Annotated in this window: 18 protein-coding genes and 1 tRNA gene; 15 read left to right on the forward strand and 4 right to left on the reverse strand. The window is 61.9% G+C overall.

Features of this window, described 5'->3' with window-relative positions; all coding sequences use genetic code 11:
- The first annotated feature begins 44 nt into the window (after positions 1 to 44).
- The 5 genes from AC1DD5_RS03180 to AC1DD5_RS03200 all read left to right on the forward strand — a co-directional run bounded on the left by AC1DD5_RS03180 (position 45) and on the right by AC1DD5_RS03200 (position 8,137).
- Entirely contained in the window at positions 45 to 533 is a 489-nt protein-coding gene (locus tag AC1DD5_RS03180; RefSeq protein ID WP_216925144.1) for a PTS sugar transporter subunit IIA, read from the forward strand.
- 96 nt (positions 534 to 629) lie between these two features.
- A complete protein-coding gene (locus AC1DD5_RS03185) occupies positions 630 to 1,478 on the forward strand; it encodes an SURF1 family protein (protein ID WP_442004112.1) in 849 nt (282 codons plus the stop codon).
- Positions 1,478 to 1,978, forward strand: coding sequence for a DUF3817 domain-containing protein (locus AC1DD5_RS03190; RefSeq protein ID WP_442004113.1), 501 nt, complete (start codon positions 1,478 to 1,480; stop codon positions 1,976 to 1,978). The genes AC1DD5_RS03185 and AC1DD5_RS03190 overlap by 1 nt, the downstream gene beginning before the upstream one ends.
- Positions 1,979 to 2,099: 121 nt before the next feature.
- Positions 2,100 to 3,689 (forward strand): glutamine-hydrolyzing GMP synthase, encoded by a 1,590-nt coding sequence (gene guaA, locus AC1DD5_RS03195; RefSeq protein WP_442004114.1) that lies wholly within the window; start codon positions 2,100 to 2,102, stop codon positions 3,687 to 3,689.
- 128 nt (positions 3,690 to 3,817) lie between these two features.
- On the forward strand, positions 3,818 to 8,137 hold the full coding sequence (locus tag AC1DD5_RS03200; RefSeq protein WP_477520597.1) for an AAA family ATPase: 4,320 nt from the start codon (positions 3,818 to 3,820) through the stop codon (positions 8,135 to 8,137).
- Positions 8,138 to 8,197: 60 nt separating this feature from the next.
- Here AC1DD5_RS03200 and cpaB read toward each other — a convergent pair whose 3' ends face one another.
- The 3 genes from cpaB to AC1DD5_RS03215 all read right to left on the reverse strand — a co-directional run bounded on the left by cpaB (position 8,198) and on the right by AC1DD5_RS03215 (position 10,115).
- On the reverse strand, positions 8,198 to 8,848 hold the full coding sequence (cpaB, locus tag AC1DD5_RS03205) for a Flp pilus assembly protein CpaB (RefSeq protein WP_442004116.1): 651 nt from the start codon (positions 8,846 to 8,848) through the stop codon (positions 8,198 to 8,200).
- Positions 8,849 to 9,072: 224 nt separating this feature from the next.
- On the reverse strand, positions 9,073 to 9,345 hold the full coding sequence (locus AC1DD5_RS03210; protein ID WP_442004117.1) for an FmdB family zinc ribbon protein: 273 nt from the start codon (positions 9,343 to 9,345) through the stop codon (positions 9,073 to 9,075).
- 164 nt (positions 9,346 to 9,509) lie between these two features.
- On the reverse strand, positions 9,510 to 10,115 hold the full coding sequence (locus AC1DD5_RS03215) for a 5-formyltetrahydrofolate cyclo-ligase (RefSeq protein ID WP_477520598.1): 606 nt from the start codon (positions 10,113 to 10,115) through the stop codon (positions 9,510 to 9,512).
- 112 nt (positions 10,116 to 10,227) lie between these two features.
- Between AC1DD5_RS03215 and galU the strand changes: the two genes are divergently transcribed.
- The 5 genes from galU (at position 10,228) to AC1DD5_RS03240 (ending at position 13,798) form a co-directional block, all read left to right on the forward strand.
- Positions 10,228 to 11,160, forward strand: coding sequence for a UTP--glucose-1-phosphate uridylyltransferase GalU (gene galU, locus AC1DD5_RS03220; RefSeq protein WP_442004119.1), 933 nt, complete (start codon positions 10,228 to 10,230; stop codon positions 11,158 to 11,160).
- Between the two features lie 5 nt (positions 11,161 to 11,165).
- Complete coding sequence (locus tag AC1DD5_RS03225) at positions 11,166 to 11,792, forward strand: GNAT family N-acetyltransferase (protein ID WP_477520599.1); 627 nt, start codon at positions 11,166 to 11,168, stop codon at positions 11,790 to 11,792.
- A 131-nt stretch (positions 11,793 to 11,923) separates the two neighbouring features.
- The gene (locus AC1DD5_RS03230; RefSeq protein WP_477520740.1) at positions 11,924 to 12,880 is read left to right on the forward strand and encodes a hypothetical protein; all 957 of its coding nucleotides are present in this window, start codon (positions 11,924 to 11,926) and stop codon (positions 12,878 to 12,880) included.
- Positions 12,881 to 12,886: 6 nt separating this feature from the next.
- The gene (locus AC1DD5_RS03235) at positions 12,887 to 13,687 is read left to right on the forward strand and encodes an SDR family oxidoreductase (protein WP_477520600.1); all 801 of its coding nucleotides are present in this window, start codon (positions 12,887 to 12,889) and stop codon (positions 13,685 to 13,687) included.
- 38 nt (positions 13,688 to 13,725) lie between these two features.
- Positions 13,726 to 13,798, forward strand: a tRNA-Ala gene (locus AC1DD5_RS03240).
- Between the two features lie 62 nt (positions 13,799 to 13,860).
- Here AC1DD5_RS03240 and AC1DD5_RS03245 read toward each other — a convergent pair.
- Positions 13,861 to 14,064, reverse strand: a complete 204-nt coding sequence (locus AC1DD5_RS03245; RefSeq protein ID WP_144648155.1) for a cold-shock protein — start codon at positions 14,062 to 14,064, stop codon at positions 13,861 to 13,863.
- A 204-nt stretch (positions 14,065 to 14,268) separates the two neighbouring features.
- Here AC1DD5_RS03245 and AC1DD5_RS03250 point away from each other — a divergent pair, with 204 nt between their 5' ends.
- Genes AC1DD5_RS03250 through AC1DD5_RS03270 form a run of 5 tightly spaced genes read left to right on the forward strand, consistent with a single transcriptional unit; the run spans position 14,269 to position 16,497 of the window.
- Positions 14,269 to 14,613, forward strand: coding sequence for a zinc ribbon domain-containing protein YjdM (locus AC1DD5_RS03250; RefSeq protein WP_477520601.1), 345 nt, complete (start codon positions 14,269 to 14,271; stop codon positions 14,611 to 14,613).
- 15 nt (positions 14,614 to 14,628) lie between these two features.
- The gene (locus AC1DD5_RS03255; protein WP_477520602.1) at positions 14,629 to 15,135 is read left to right on the forward strand and encodes a universal stress protein; all 507 of its coding nucleotides are present in this window, start codon (positions 14,629 to 14,631) and stop codon (positions 15,133 to 15,135) included.
- Positions 15,122 to 15,553, forward strand: coding sequence for a fluoride efflux transporter FluC (locus AC1DD5_RS03260; RefSeq protein WP_477520603.1), 432 nt, complete (start codon positions 15,122 to 15,124; stop codon positions 15,551 to 15,553). Before AC1DD5_RS03255 ends, AC1DD5_RS03260 begins: the two co-directional genes overlap by 14 nt.
- Complete coding sequence (gene crcB, locus AC1DD5_RS03265; RefSeq protein ID WP_477520741.1) at positions 15,550 to 15,921, forward strand: fluoride efflux transporter CrcB; 372 nt, start codon at positions 15,550 to 15,552, stop codon at positions 15,919 to 15,921. Before AC1DD5_RS03260 ends, crcB begins: the two co-directional genes overlap by 4 nt.
- A 45-nt stretch (positions 15,922 to 15,966) precedes the next feature.
- The gene (locus tag AC1DD5_RS03270; protein ID WP_442018793.1) at positions 15,967 to 16,497 is read left to right on the forward strand and encodes a ferritin; all 531 of its coding nucleotides are present in this window, start codon (positions 15,967 to 15,969) and stop codon (positions 16,495 to 16,497) included.
- Positions 16,498 to 16,525: the final 28 nt, after the last annotated feature.

The following is a 16,525-nucleotide window of genomic DNA, read 5'->3' on the forward strand; positions in this document are numbered from 1 at the left end:
ACACAGGACCTGCGGCCGGAAGGCCACATTGGAGGGAACACGACTTGGCTGAACCACTTGACCGGTATGACGCGGAACTGACGACGCCAGACACCGTCATCCTGGAGCTCGTTGCCGAGGACAAAATCGATGCTGCGGCACAACTTGCGGAACGGCTTCACGCGGCTGGCCGGATCTCGAACCTCCAGGGCTTCCTGGAGCAGGTCCATTCCCGGGAACACCAGCTGGCTACCGGACTTCCCGGTGGCATTGGACTGCCGCATGCGCGCAGTGAATTCGTAGACCGGATTTCCATTGCGGTGGGCGTCACGAAGTTCGGCCATGCCCTGGATTTTGGTGCCACTGATGGCCCAGCCACGCTGATCCTGCTCATTGCCACCCCTGCCAGCTCCTTCTCGGATCATTTGGAAGTCCTTGCTACGTTGGCGCGTTCGCTCTCCAAGGAGTCATTCCGGGAGTCCCTGCGGCGGGCGCACGATACCGAGGTCATTTCCGAACTCATCAACTCCAGCCTGGTGTTCTTCGACCACTGAGATTTGACCATTGAGGGCGCCCACGGACCCGTTCCAGGGCTAAGGTTCCTACCGTTCGTTTCGTTGTTCTACAGCCGGACGAAGTACGGTTAAGGGGTGTTGAAAACCGCGCTGAAACCCCGCTGGATCGCAGGACTCGTCTTTGCGCTTCTCTTGTCCGCGGTTTTTGTGCTGCTCAGCCAGTGGCAGCTCAGCCGGTCCACCCAGCACGAAGCTCCCGTATCGCCCGGCATTGAAGAGGTCAAGCCGCTGGTGGACGTCCTGCAGCCCGGGCAGTTCTTCCCCGGTTCTGTCTCAGACCAGATGGTCACGGCCACCGGCTCCTACGATCCCGCCAAGCAGGTCCTCGTGGAGGGCCGCCTGTACAACGGCCAGAAGGGATTCTGGATTGTCTCGGCGTTCGCTGTGGACAATGCTCCGAAGCTGAGCGGTGTCGCGGCCTCGCCCAAGACCTGGATTCCAGTAGCCCGGGGCTGGGTGGCCGACGCCGCCCAAGCCGTTCCGCCGCCGTCGGGCACTATCACGCTGACCGGCCGCCTGCTGCCCTCTGAAGCGCCGGTGCCAAACGTCGACGCCGGTCCAGGCCGGGCGTCTGCGGTGGCCGTTGCCGAACTCATCAACGTCTGGGACGTCTCCAGCTACCAAGGCTTCGTTGCCGCAACATCAGAACTAGCCGGAGGTGTTCCCGTCGTCGTCAATGACGCGGTAAAGCCCCTCAACATCCCTGCGCAGCCGCCGGAACAACAGATCAACTGGCTGAACCTCTTCTATTCCGTTGAGTGGGTGGTCTTCGCAGGATTCGCCCTGTACATCTGGTGGCGGATGGTGGCTGACGACTACCGTCGCGAGCTCGAAGACGACGAGTTCGACGAAGATAATCACCACCCCAACGAACCAACAAGCCCTGAACCCCAGCAACCTGGGCCAGAACAAAAGGTGCAGTAATGATTGAGCCCAAGCCGGCCATCCAGCCCGAGCACTCCGGACCCAAGCCGAAGAAGCGCAAGTTTGGTGGAACGGAAGCCCAGATCCGTTCGGCGCTGAAGTTCTACAAAGTCATGGCCTACCTGACCGGTGCCATGCTCCTGCTGCTCTGCGCGGAGCTGATTGCCCGTTATGGCTTCGGCGTATCGCTCTTTGCCGGTGGCACGGACGCCGTGACCGGTAAGCCGTTTGGCTTCGGATTCGCTGAGTCTGAGCCCAAGGGCGTGATCGGTGGCTTCAACATCTCCACCACTGTATTGATCGTCCATGGCTGGATGTACGTGGTGTATCTGGTGTCCAACTTCCGGCTGTGGTCGCTCATGCGCTGGCCCTTCTCCAAGCTGGTCTTGCTGGCCTTGGGTGGTGTCGTACCCCTGATGTCGTTCATCGTCGAGAAGAAGTTCCACGCTCAGGTTGAGGCCGAACTGGCAGCCAACCCGCAGGCCTCAAAGCGCTACTAGCGGCATCAGGGCCAGCCCAAGAGGCGTTAGGGTGTGAGATACCTAACCACCAGCCCGTAATTGACCTCTTCGGGCCGCTGCCAACGTGCACCGGGGCGGCCTGGCAAAGTAGTCTTGGTTGGTGACTACTCCCACCGCACCCCAGACTTCCCAGAAGCCGGTGCTGGTTGTTGACTACGGTGCCCAGTACGCGCAGCTGATTGCCCGCCGCGTCCGCGAAGCGAATGTGTATTCGGAAATTGTTCCGCATACCTTCACCACCGAGCAGCTTCTGGCCAAAAACCCGGCAGCCATCATCCTTTCCGGCGGACCTTCCAGCGTCTACGCAGAAGGTGCTCCGCGCGTTGGAGCGGACCTTTTTGAAGCCGGGGTGCCCGTTTTTGGTATCTGCTACGGCTTCCAGGCCATGGCCAACGCACTGGGCGGCAAGGTGGCCGAGACGGGCCTCCGGGAGTACGGCGCCACCGAAGCACTGGTGGTTGGCGATGCCCGCTCGATTCTTGATGGCGTGCCCTCCTCACAGAACACCTGGATGAGCCACGGCGATTCCGTCCAGGAAGCTCCCGAGGGTTTCGAAGTGCTGGCCACCACGGCCGGCGCACCGGTAGCCGCCTTCGCCAACGAGGAAAAGCGCCTCTACGGTGTGCAGTGGCATCCGGAGGTCAAGCACTCCGTGCACGGCCAGCACGTCCTGGAGAACTTCCTGTTCAAGGGCGCGGGCCTGAGCCCTAACTGGACCACGGGCAATATCCTCGAAGAGCAGGTGGATCGCATCCGCCAGCAGATCGGCGACTCCAAGGTCATCTGCGGTCTTTCCGGCGGTGTGGATTCGGCCGTTGCCGCAGCCCTGGTTCAGAGGGCCGTTGGAGACCAGTTGACCTGTGTCTTCGTGGATCACGGCCTCCTTCGCGAAGGCGAAGCAGAACAGGTTGAACGCGACTTCGTGGCAGCTACAGGCGTAAATCTGTATGTTGCCAACGAGCAAGAGCGCTTCCAGTCTGCGTTGGCCGGAGTCAGCGATCCCGAGACCAAGCGCAAGATTATTGGCCGTGAATTCATTCGGGCCTTCGAGGAAGCGGAGCGGGCCATCATCGCCCAGGCGACTGCCGAGGGTGAGAAGATCAAGTTCCTGGTCCAGGGCACGCTGTACCCGGACGTCGTCGAGTCCGGCGGCGGCGAGGGCGCTGCGAACATCAAGAGCCACCACAACGTGGGTGGGCTTCCTGAGGACCTGCAGTTCGAGCTCGTCGAGCCTCTGCGCGCCCTGTTCAAGGACGAAGTCCGCGCGGTCGGTGCCCAGCTTGGCCTGCCTCAGGAAATCGTAGGCCGCCAGCCGTTCCCCGGCCCCGGCCTCGGTATCCGGATCGTTGGTGAAGTCACCAAGGAGCGTCTCGACCTGCTCCGTAAGGCTGACGCCATTGCCCGTGCCGAGCTGACTGCTGCCGGTTTGGACAACGATGTATGGCAGATGCCGGTGGTTCTGTTGGCTGATGTACGCAGTGTCGGCGTCCAGGGCGATGGCCGTACCTACGGCCACCCGATCGTTCTCCGTCCGGTATCGTCCGAGGACGCAATGACGGCCGACTGGTCGCGTTTGCCGTATGACCTCCTGGCGCGCATCTCCAACCGCATTACCAACGAAGTGGATGGAGTTAACCGCGTGGTGCTGGACGTCACCAGCAAGCCGCCGGGAACCATCGAGTGGGAATAGCATTTTGAGTGGCCGGCCTCCTCTGGGAGGCCGGCCACTGTTCTTTCAGCTGTGAAATGACGGCGAATTTCGCATTGGCACAGTGTTGCGGAGCGGGCTGAAGGAGTATTCCCGCTACCCTCGAAAGTATGCCGGTATGGTCCAAGGCGTCTAAAGCTAGTACAGAAAAGAAGGCAGCAGTTGTGTCATTAGGTCAAGGCCAGGAAGAGGGCTCCGAAGAGCTCCGCAAATGGCTGTCCGGACTTAAGCCCGTTACAGGGGCGGACACGATGCTGCGTTTCGTGAAGACGCCCGAAGGCGCCATCGATCTCAGCAACGCACATCCGTCGGGCCTCGCGCAGCTGTTGGCTGGGCGTAGAACGAGGTTGTCCACGCTTATCCGCGACCGCCAGCAATATCTGGTGGCGGCACGGGCCGCACGCAACATTCGCTCCAAAATATTTGAGCTCAGCAATGATCGCGGTATCGAGGCCGGGTACCTCTCCGCCGGCACGGTGGTGTGGACTTCAGCCGTAGGCGGCAAACCCCAGCGGGTTTCCGCCCCTGTCATGCTGACCTCCATTATCCTGACCGTTCGCCCGGGCGAGGACGATTTCGAGTTGCAGCTCACCGAGCAAGCACGCATGAACCCGGCTTTGGTACGTCACCTGAAGACCGTCCACGGCATCGTCTTCGACGTCAATGCAGTAGCCCGCATGGCCTACAACACGGCCCGGCTTGACCCCCAACCGGTCCTGGATCGCCTGGCTACCCTGGTTCAGCCCATTCACGGCGCCGAGGTTGAATTCAACTTGCTCGTGACCACTTTGGCTGATCTTTCGGGAAACCTGGATGATCCGTGGATCAACATGAACAACCCCACCGTGGCTGCGCTGGCAACTGCTGCCAATGGTGGCGAGATTGAGCCCGAACCCATCAAAGCAGGGCGGTTCCCCAGCCTTGATGAACGCGACCCGGCAGACGAACTCCTCTTGCTCGACGCTGACACGGACCAGCAGTATGTTGTGGACGCTGTTCGCGCGGGAGATTCGCTTGTTGTCAGCACCCCACCGGGCAGCGGCCAGACCCAGACGGCAATCAATGCGATTGGCGCCTTGGTCAGCGAAGGCAAATCCGTTCTCGTGGTGGGAGACCGGCAGTCCAGCCTGGCGGGACTTTCTGCGCACCTGGAATCGCTGGGCCTGGATTCGATGTTGTTCCGTCCGGGCAACGGCACCACACCGCAGCAGCTAAAGGGCCAATTGGTCCGTGCCATCATGCGCAATGAAAAGGCGCTGGAACCCCAACTCGGGAACCTCCATCAGACGCTGATCGGACACCGGCATGCCCTGAGGGACCATGTTGCCTCGCTCCACAATGTCCGCGAACGTTGGGGATGCTCGCCGTACCAGGCTATGCAATCGTTGGCCGAGCTGACGTCCATCCACCCGGCGCCGTCCACCACGGTGCGCCTGAAGCGCAGTGTGCTGGACAACATCAAGGACCGTGAAGAACTGGCTGGGCGCCTGCGTCGTGCTGCCGAGCTGGGCAGCTTCAGCCGGGCTTCCACCTCCAGCCCCTGGTACGGTGCCCGGCTCGTAACCCGCAAGGAGACAGAAGAGGCCCAACAGCTTGCGCGCATCGCCGAGGAGAAACTTCCCGTCCTGCGCGAGCGCATGAAGCAGGTTTCGGATCACGCCGAGATCCGTTTGGCGGACACCTTCACGGAGTGGGGCGCACAGCTTGAATTGCTGATTGCCGTGCGCGAAAGCCTGGACAAGTTCACTCCGGATATTTTTGATCGCCCGGTGCATGACCTCATCTCTGCAACTGCGAGCTCGGCGTGGAGGCGGGAGCGGAACCTGGAGATGCCGTCCATGCAGCGTTCGAGGCTGCGGCGGGTGGCGAAGGAGTATGTGCGGCCTGGCGTTCACATCGCGGACCTGCACAGCTCCCTGGTCCTGGTCCAGGAGCAGCGTGCCCTGTGGGCGGGCTATGCAACCACCCAACGTCACCCGGCCGTGCCGTCGGGGCTCGCTGACCTCGGGTCCTTGTACCGCGAACTCGATGGCGAGCTTCGCCGCCTGGGTGAGGCACTCAAGCACACTTCGGCCGGTGGTTCGCTGCACCAGACTCCGTATCTGGAACTGATGGAGCGGCTCGAACGGCTGGTAGCGGATACAGCCACGCTTGAAACACTTCCGGAGCGCACACTCCTGATTGAGGAGATGCGCGAGCACGGGCTCGGCGAGCTGCTCGCTGACCTTGCCGCCCGTGAAGTTCCGGCCACTTCGGTGGCAGCCGAGCTTGACCTTGCCTGGTGGCAGTCTGCCTTGGAAGCAATGATCAGTGGTGATGACTACCTCGCCATGTCCGACGGCGACTCCCTCCGCCGTCTTGAAGCTGAGTACCGCCTTGCGGACCAAGCCCACATTGCCAGTGGTGCTGCGCGTTTGCGGTGGCAGTTGGCCCGGAAGTGGGGCCAAGGGATAGTGGAGCACCCCCGGCAAGCCGAGTTGCTGCGTGCCCTGCTGAAGGATGGTCGGGTGACGCTCCCTGCTTTGAGTGCGCAGGCCCCTGACCTCGTGCCCCTGCTTGTTCCGGTGTGGTCGGTGAGCCCGTACCTGTTGACGGGAGTTCTTCCGGCGGAGCAGAAGTTTGACGCCGTGATCATCATCGACGCCGAATCGACCTCACTTCAGGCCGTCCTCCCGGCGATTGCACGGGCCCGGCAAGTCATAGCCTTCGGGGATGCGAAGGTCGCGAACGCCCGCACCTTCAGCGTTGCCGTCGAACCCCCCGTGGCGGGAGTGGCCAGCCACGAGAGCGTGGACAGTGCGTTCAAAGCCTTGGCACGCGTCCTGCCCACCTGGCAGCTGAACTGGGTTTACCGGGCGGTCGATGAGGATCTGATCCTGCAGCTGAGCAAGAACTACTACGATGGCGGCCTCCGGCGTTTGCCTGATGGCAATTCGGTAACTGGCCTGGATCGTTCGATCCTGGTGGAGTACATCCCCGATGGAACCGGCCTCCCCGGCGCGGACCATGAGGGCGTTGAGTCCGTTACGGCGGAGGTCAACCGCGTGGTGGATCTTGTCTTCGAGCATGCCAGACTCCGGCCCCGCACGTCCTTGGCGGTGGTCACGGCCAGCCTGCGCCACGCTGCGCGGATCGGCGAGGCTATCCGGCTTCAGTTGCCCAACCACCCCTTGTTGTCCGCCTTCTTCGGCGCCGGCCCCGAGTCTTTCCGCGTTGTGGACCTCGAGCGTGCCCAAGGCCTGGTGCGCGACCATGTCATTTTCTCCCTGGGCTATGGACGGACACCCCACGGCCGCGCCTTGCACTCGTTCGGACCCCTGTCCACCGAGGGCGGACGAAACCGCTTTGCCTTGGCAATGACCCGTGCCCGCCGTTCCATGCACGTCCTGAGCTGCTTCCGCCCGGAAGATCTGGATCTGGACCGCTTGGCGCACGGGGCTGTGGACTTTTACGAACTGCTGGACCGGGAACTGTCCGGAAACAGCAACCTTGGAACTCCTGCTTCGCGCGCCGTTGCCAGCGAACAGGCTTTGGGGGAGGACCCTCTGGTTGCCGATCTCGGCGAGAGGTTGCGGGCGAGGGGCGCCCGCGTGTGGCACCTTTATGACGGTGTCCTGGACATTGCCGCCGCTGCCGATCCCGTCCACACCATTGGACGGGAAGGCGCCGAGATTCCCACGCCGGTGGCAATCGAGTCCGATGGCACGGAACGTTACCGACGCATGAGTGTCCGTGAACGCAGCCGTCTGAGGCCCCAGCTGCTGGAACGCATGGGCTGGCGTTACATGTCCCTGTGGACCATCGAAGTGTTCACGGATCCTTCGTCCTGCGCAGATCGAATCGGGTCCTATTTGGGACTTGAGAACCATGTTCCCCAGGCCGCCCCGCCAGCGGAGCATGGCTTCCTGGACATGGATGTTGAACAATTGAATCTGGATAATGCTGGCTCCTCGTATGCAGGTTCCTCGTATTCCAGCTCCTCATATGGGATGTCCACGTACAGCAGCTCCTCGTACAGCGGTTCCTCCGCAACCCGGGCTTCGCATCGGCAAAGCCCGGGAAGTCCCCAGGCATCGCTGGAATCTCAGCAGCCCGGGCAGGCAGATGTGAACCGGCGCAGGGGGACGGATGGCGAACCAAGCAACGCAGAAGCCAGCAATCCAACGCCCAGTGATCCAGAGGATGGGACTGAAGTACCAGTGAATGAACAGGGAACCGACAACGAAAGCGGCTCTGACGAACAGGCCGCAGCTGTAGGCGCCGAAAACGCTGAAGAGCAGGCAGAGTCAAAGACGCCAGCGACGAAGCAAGCTTCCGGTGGAATCTTGCCTACCAAGGCCGCTGAAGACGATCCCCGGCGTTGGGGCGACGAAGGCAACTATGACCATGAGCAGTGGTTGAAGGAGCAGAAGCCCCCGCATTGGGGCTGATGAGATCACCGAATCCAAGCCCTCCATCAGGGATTGGCGAAACCTGGGCATTGACCAAACCTAGGGATTGACCAAAACGAAGAAAAGCTTGCCAAGCGTGGATGCGCCGGCAAGCTTTTCTGCTTGCCGGGGATCTGCAGCTACCACCATCAAGCCGTCGGTGTCGCTGGTGCCAAGCCATTGGCCAGGTTTGCCCCCTTGGGCAGACGTCCAAAGAACAGGGACGGAGGCGGCCAGGACTTCGGTTTGCCGGGACTCGTCGTATGATCCTGCAGCAGTGAGTACTACATTCACCAGCTGTCCCGGGGACAGAAGCTGGATGGATGAAGGGTCAGCCATGCGAAGAGGGACCGCAGCTGAACCTACAGGTGCACCAGTGAGAAGACCCGGCCCCAGAAGATTGGATTCAGTGGGAATCTGCCCTTTAGTCAAGGGCGAGGCAAGCTGGCGGCCCACCAGTGAAACGTGATCCTCCAGGGCTCCGGAGATCGCGAGGTCGGGCGGCACATCAACAGTGGTGAAGTCGGCCACTGTGAGGCTGGTGCCTGCGGCAAGATCACGGGCAGCGACGAGAATGCTGACGCGCTGCTCAGAGGCAGGGGTTAGCTGTTGGACTGTAATGCCCGTGGCCAGGCAGAGCAGCAGTGCAACTGTCAGCCGACGATTCCGGGAGACCCAGAAGTTCAGGCTCTGCCTGGGGCCCAGCCTCACTTGGCGATGTGGCCCCTGCTTCCGTGGGAGGAAAGAGCCAGCCGTGCTGGTTGGCGGGTTTCGGGAGCGACCACGGCCCCGGGCAGGGGCAGTTGAATGTTCGCGGCGGGGGAGTGGCGAAGTGGTGGACTTTAGTGGCATGACGCCACGTTAGCCACCGGGCTCGGCCGCCCAACAGCGGCCGGGTGCCCTATGTGGAAAAGTGCTGGTGTGGAAAAGTGCTGCTAGCTTGCTGCGGCTGCAGCCGCTGGTGCAGGCGCGGCAGCCGGGGTCGGAGTCGCCGGGGAGGAGGGCGCAGCGGAGACGGTGCTGCCCTTGGCATCGCGCGAATCCGTGCGGTAGAAGCCCGAGCCCTTGAAGACAACGCCGACGCTGTTGAACTTCTTGCGGAGCGCGCCCTGGCATTCAGGGCACTCCGTCAGGGAGCTGTCAGAGAAGGACTGGACGATGTCAAAGGCATGGTCACAGTCTTTGCAGGCGTATGCGTATGTGGGCACTGAGTTCCTCCTTCAGGACAAGGTTCAGGTCCTGTGGAGCCGTGGCGGAGAATCTCCGCATTAGCAGTCGCAGGGCCTGAGTGCCAATTCTATCATCAGCATCCCGTTCATCCGCTATCTGCCAACTCCACGTAGGTGGGCGGCTTCACGTAGCGTCAACCAGGTCACTCTCCGCCGCCAAGCGCGATGATTCCCGAGGGTGTCAAGGCATCCGGCACCGGCCGGTCAAAAGGCTCGGCGGGGATAGCTCCGGAAGGCAATACGTCGTCGTCGTACACCACCGCAATGGTGGGTGGCCGCCCAGCGGAACTGTCCAGGCGTTGGAGGAGGCGGTCGTAGTAGCCGCCGCCCTGTCCGATGCGGTTGCCATCCCGGTCCACAGCGGTGGCCGGCATGAAGATGCCCGCAACAGCGCTCACAACAGCACTGTCCAAACGCTCGCCTTCGGGTTCGTCGATGGGTGCGTAGTCGGACCGGACGAAAGCTGTCTCCGGCGTCCAGTAGACCCAGCTCAACTGGCGGCCGGCTTCGCAGACGGGAAGCAGGACCTGGTGGCCGGCGTTGTGGAGGCCCGCGATCAGGGGCATGGTTGGGGGTTCGTGGGAGACGCCGACGTAGATCGCGAAGGTCCTGGGGGATCCGGGCGAGATTTTCTCGGCCCAGGCCAAGCCGTGCCGTGCAATTGATTCACCGGCTTGGACTACTTGCTCCTTGGTGAGGCCGCGCCTGTACAGGCGTCGGCTGCTGCGGATGTCTTCCTTCGATGCCATTTTTGTCCGATCATGAGATTCGCGCGGGCTACCGTGGTCTACGTAAAGCAGCAAATCCGCTCCAGTTCAAGGGCTGTTTCTGCGTCTTGCCACGGCGAGGGTTTACCCGTTGATGTATTCCTTCCGTTACATTAGTCCGGTGACTCTCGATAACAATGCTGTCCGTAAGGCCGTCATCCCCGCAGCGGGTCTTGGTACCAGGTTCCTCCCCGCCACGAAGGCGATGCCGAAGGAAATGCTGCCCGTGGTTGACAAGCCAGCCATCCAGTACGTCGTCGAAGAAGCGGTGAAGGTTGGCCTGCACGACGTCCTGATGATCACCGGGCGCAGCAAGCGCGCCCTGGAAGATCACTTTGACCGTGTGCCGGCGTTGGAAGCAACGCTGGCAGCGAAGGGCGATACTGCCAAGCTGGAGGCTATCCAGTCCGCCACCAACCTGGGCGACATCCACTACGTCCGCCAGGGCGACCCCAACGGCCTCGGCCACGCGGTCCTGCGTGCAAAGCAGCACGTCGGGTACGAGCCGTTCGCGGTCTTGCTCGGCGATGACCTGATCGATCCCCGCGAGGACCTGCTCAGCGAAATGATCGCTGTCCAGCAAAAAACCGGTGGTTCCGTTGTCGCTCTCATCGAAGTTGAGCCTTCGAAAATCAGCGCCTACGGTTGCGCCGACGTCGAGGAAAACGGTGAAGACGGCTACGTCCGCATCAAGCAGCTGGTGGAAAAGCCGTCCCCCGAAGAAGCTCCATCCAACCTCGCGGTGATCGGTCGCTACGTTCTGCACCCGGCAGTGTTCGACGTCCTGGAGAACACTGCTCCCGGACGCGGCGGAGAAATCCAGCTGACGGATGCCCTTGAGGTTCTGGCTGCCGGGGAAGGTGAAGGCTACGGCGTTTATGGCGTTGTCTTCCGTGGGCGTCGCTATGACACCGGTGACAAGTTGAGCTACTTGAAGGCCTGCATCGAGTTGGCATGCGAACGCGATGACTTGGGCCCCGAGCTCCGCGAGTGGCTGCCCACCTTCACTGCCGGTCTTCCCAAATAACACCGGTGTACGGCTCTGCGATCTGGCCGGTAACGCTGGAAAGCGGAGCCTTGGTGCTCCGGCCCATCCGTTACCGCGACAAGCGGGAGTGGTCTGAAGTCCGTTCGCGGAACAGTGGATGGCTTGCACCTTGGGAGGCGTCCAATCCTGCGCCGGGTGGGCGCCTGCCGAGTTACCGTCAAATGGTGGCATCCCTGAATGCGCAAGCCCGGCAGTCCACGGCTTTGCCCTTCCTCATCACGGAGCGGACCGAGGGGTTCCGTGAGCCGCAGATTGTGGGGCAATTGACGGTCTCATCCATCGTGTGGGGTTCGGCGATGATGGCTACCTTGGGTTACTGGGTTGACAAGGAACGCGCCGGGCACGGCATTGCTCCCACGGCAGTTGCCATGGCTACGGACCACTGCTTCCGGACCCTGGGCCTGCACAGGATGGAAATCAATATCCGGCCTGAGAACGCACCAAGTCTCCGGGTGGTGGAAAAGCTCGGATTCCGGGACGAAGGCTACCGCCTGAGGTACTTGCACATCAATGGGGAGTGGGCGGATCATCGATCATTCGCACTGACCTCGGAGGAGGTTCCGCAGGGACTCCTCGGCGCCTGGCTCAGAGGAAGAACAGGCAGGTCATAGCCCCTTTTGAGCCGTATCTCCATTCATTTGTGGACTCGCCGACGACACACCGACCGCAATGCCGCCGCCCCTGATGATTTGCTTCTACGGTTTTGAATGTGGACTTCCCTCTCAGCAGCTCAGTGATCCTTGTGGTCACTGTCGCGCTTTGGATGGTATGGGTCGCTCCTTACGTTCTTCGGAACAGACGGCAGCAGGTCCAGGCGGCCACTGTTTCAGCAGAGGCATTTGACGACGAACCAGACGAAACGCAGGCAGGGGTGGTACTGACTTTGGCACCCCGGCAGGAGAAACCGATGGAGACCATGCACAGCAAAGCACCGGCGTCGCCCCAGGAATCCAGCGTGGCTGAGTCGTCGGCCAGGAAGCCGCCCGCAACTCCCTTTACTATTCGTTATGCCCGGCTCACTTTGGCCCTGGCAGGTCTGGCCTTATTGTTGACTGCCATTGTTTCGGGCGTACTGCGGCTGTTCGGCACCGGTAATGTCTGGCTGCCGTTGGTGTCGTTCGTGGGTTCGGTACTTGCGGTAGTGACTTTGCGGCGACTCGCCCTCCGGGATCTCCGTGAACGTCGTGCGCGGCGGGCTGCACCAGTGGTGCCCATCCAAACCCCGGCACGGTACTTGCCAAAGGAAGCGCCTGTCGAAGCCAAGGAAACCCCGGTTTTCGATGCTGAGGCCGGAAAGCTGGAAGCCGCACGCCTTTCGGCCGTGGAACTACGCCAGGCTGCCTTGGCTGTTGCCCTAGCGGCCGGAGACAAGTCTGCTGGTGACAAGTCCGCCGCTGACAAGTCCGCCGCTGACAAGTCCGCTGGTGATAGGTCCGCCGAGGGGGCCACTGGTTCCGAGGATGCCAGCTGGGAACCGGTTGAGGTTCCCAAGCCCACCTACGTTGGTGCCGCGAAGGCGCCGCGCCCCGCTCCGGAGCCTTTGGATCTTCCTGACGCTCCCAAGCCTGTGGGCAAGCCGGTGCTGAAGCAAAGTGTTGAGCAGGCGGAGGCCGCAGCAGCTGCACAGGTGCGTACTGCATCCAAGGGGCAGAGCGCCCTGAGCAACCTGGACGATGTCCTGCAGCGTCGCCGCGCCTAGCCCGGAATGACCACGCTCTGTGTTGCGGGTGGCACCGGCCAGGTAGGCCGTGAGGTTGTTCGCCAGGCGCTCGACGCCGGGCACACAGTATCCGCCCTGAGTCGCCACGTGCCGCCTCCCGGTTCGGAGAAGCATTACGACGGCGCCAGCTACTTTGCAGGCGACGTCACCACAGGCGATGGCCTGGCAGCTGCGCTGGCGGGTGCCGACGTCGTCATTGATTGCCTTGAGGGCCAGTTCGGGAAAGCCCAAAAGCAATTTGCCGACGGCGGCGAGCGTCTTCTTGGCATGGCTCACCAGGCAGGTGTTCGCAGGGCTGTGGCGTTGTCGATTATCAACTGCGACAAGAGCGCCCATTCCTACTATGTCTCCAAAGCGGCAAAGGAGCGGGTCTACGCGAGGGCCGAACTGGAAACGGTGGTTATCAGAGCCACGCAATTCCACAGCCTGGTCGAAATGATCTTTAGCGCAGGTGCAAAGATACGGTTGATTCCGGTGTTCAAGGGAGTGCGGTTCCAGACGATCTCACCCAGGGAAGCCGGATCTGCATTGCTCGAAGCTGCGCTGGAACCGCCTTCTCCCGAGCAGCACCGGGTCAGAACCGTTGGCGGCCCCGAGGTCCTGGCCATGAAGGACATGGCGGCGTCGTGGAAAGCCATTAGTGGCGCACGAGGCAAGGTTCTGGAAGTCCCACTGCCGGGTGCCATGGGCGCCTACCTGCGCGCAGGACTCAACCTCATGCCCGAGCAAAGGTATGGCACTGAAACGTTCGTGTCGTGGTTGGAAAAGCGCCGGGAAACTTTGTAGCCTAGGGACACTGGCCCGGCCGTAGACGCCGTGCCCAGGGGGCTATAGCTCAGTTGGTAGAGCGCTTCGTTCGCATCGAAGAGGTCAGGAGTTCGAATCTCCTTAGCTCCACAGATTTCGCCAACAACAAAACCGGCCAGGCACAACGTGCCTGGCCGGTTTCTTGTGGGAGTTTAGAGGGGTTGGATGTTCTCCGCCTGAGGTCCCTTAGGGCCTTGGGTGATGTCGAACTGGACCTTCTGGTTCTCGTCCAAGGAACGGTATCCGCTGGAGGTAATTGCGGAATAGTGGGCGAATACATCCGGGCCACCGTCGTCCGGGGCAATAAATCCGAAGCCCTTTTCAGCGTTGAACCATTTTACTGTGCCTGTAGCCATGCTTGTTTTTCCTTCACGGGTCGCTGGTCGGTACCGCTTGTCGGATCACCGTCCCCGCCACTCACATTATTGAGCCTATGTGTCGATCCGACATGGGGCAACAGATTCGGCGGCGCGCCTTCGTAATATGGTTGTGACCGAGGCACGCGATCGGGCTGTGGTTGAAGAGCCGGGCGGCAGTGGATGGCGCCTTAGAATTACCCTGTGAACGACTCCCTGCCTCCGTGCCCCGAATGCTCCAGTGAATACACCTACCAGATGGGCGTGCTGCTCGTTTGCCCTGAATGCGCCCACGAATGGTCACCCACCGCCGAGAGTGATGTGCAGGCGCACGTCATCAAAGACGCGGTGGGCAATATTCTGAACGACGGCGACACCGTCACGGTGGTCAAGGACCTCAAAGTCAAGGGCAGCGCCACGGCCATCAAGGTGGGCACCAAAGTGCGGAATATCCGCCTCGTCGACGGGGTGGGGGATCACGATATTGACTGCAAAGTGGACGGATTCGGTCCCATGCAGCTCAAGTCCAGCGTCGTAAAGAAAGTCTGACAGGAGGACTTCACCATGACCGGAACCCCAGTACCTAAAGGCCTCGCCGGCCCCATCCTGGTAGGCGTCATGCCCGGGCAGCGGCCCGTCGTCGTCGAGCGCGCCGCTGAGGTGGCGCTGAGCGCCGGGCTCCCACTGGTGTGCGCGTTCGTCGATGTGACGGCCTATCCCGTGGACGGCACCACGGGCGGTCCATCGGCCCCGATTGATCCCGACGGCGTGGATGACGATGCCGAGAGCGCCCCGGAATCCGTGCGGACAGCAATTGCCACCCAGTTGGCCGAAGCTGATCTGAACTGGTCCATCGTTTCCCTGGCAGGGGAGCCGGCACGGGCGTTGGCCCGTGAGGCAGAAGATATCGGGGCGTCCATGATTGTGGTGGGCTCCAGGGACCGCAAGCTCGGTTCAGCCATCAAAGAACTGACGGCGGGCTCCATTGCCCGGCAGCTCTTCCACCGCCAAGACCGTCCTGTGCTCGTTGTACCCGTTGAGCCACGGGTACCGGTGGATGATGACGACTGAGATCAGGCGTCCCGTCCATCTTCACTGGGGGTTCATCGGAATTGTCGCCGTAGGCGGCGTCCTGGGGGCGCTCGCCCGCTATGGCCTCGGACTCTTGATTCCCGCGCCAGGATCCTGGCCGTTGCCCACCCTCCTCATCAACCTTTCCGGCGCCTTGGCGCTCGGCGCTTTGCTGGAGGGGCTGGCGAGGAGGGGGCCCGACGTCGGACGTCGCCGGATGCTGCGCCTCGCCTTGGGTACGGGCTTTCTGGGTGCCTACACCACCTACAGCACGCTCGCATTGGATGCGGTTCACCTGTTTACCGCAGGAGACACGACTGGTGGTACAAGTTATCTGGGTGTGAGCCTGCTGGGTGGGGCGGTGGCAACCACAACCGGAATCTGGCTCGCTGCATGGCACCACCGGCGGGCGAAATGACCGTCCTCCTGTTGGCCCTGGCGGGGGGACTCGGCGCCGCTGCCAGATTCATTCTGGACGGGCTCATCCGGGCACGCCTTCGTACGGCCCTGCCATGGGCCACCATTTTCATCAATGTTTCCGGCTCCTTGCTCCTCGGGTTCCTGGCTGGCCTTGTGATGCAAGGGCAGGCCCCCGAATCCCTTCAACTCATCCTCGGCACTGGTTTCCTGGGTGGCTACACCACCTTCAGCACGGCAAGCCTGGAGACCATCCGGCTGGTGCAGAGCGGGCGGATGGGGCTGGCGCTTGTCAACGGCTTGGGTTCCATGGCTGTCAGCGTCGGGGCTGCCGCTGCCGGTGTTTGGTTCGCCGTGCTGCTGGCTTAACAGGTCGCTGCCTGGCTGTCTTAGCCCGGCTGTAGGATCGGTGCCATGGCTAACAAGACATTCAATGAGCTGTTGTCCGTTCAGGTCGCCAATGAGTTTGCGGCCTCCCAGCAATACATTGCAGTAGCCGTGTATTTTGACGGTCAGGACTTGCCGCAACTTGCCCGGCATTTTTACCGCCAGTCCCTCGAGGAGCGGAACCACGCCATGATGATGGTCCAGTACATGCTGGACCGTAACGTACCCGTCGAGATTCCCGGCATCGCCCCGGTTCGCAACAACTTCGCCAACGCCAAGGAACCCATCGCTTTGGCCCTTGAGCAGGAGAGGGAAGTCACGCGCAACATTGAGGAGATGTTCCGCGCCGCCCGCGCAGAGGGTGACGCCCTGGGCGAACAGTTCATGCTGTGGTTCCTGAAGGAACAGGTTGAGGAAGTTGCCTCCATGACCACGCTTCTAAACATCACAGAGCGGGCGGAAAACCTCTTCGACATCGAGAATTACGTTGCCCGTGAGAGCGTTGGCGATGCTGGGCGTGATTCAAGTGCGCCGTCTGCTGCCGGTGGCGTGATCTAGCGGCAAAAAACCCAAAGGGCCAACACCG

The organism is Paenarthrobacter sp. 10L420 (genome assembly GCF_056395385.1).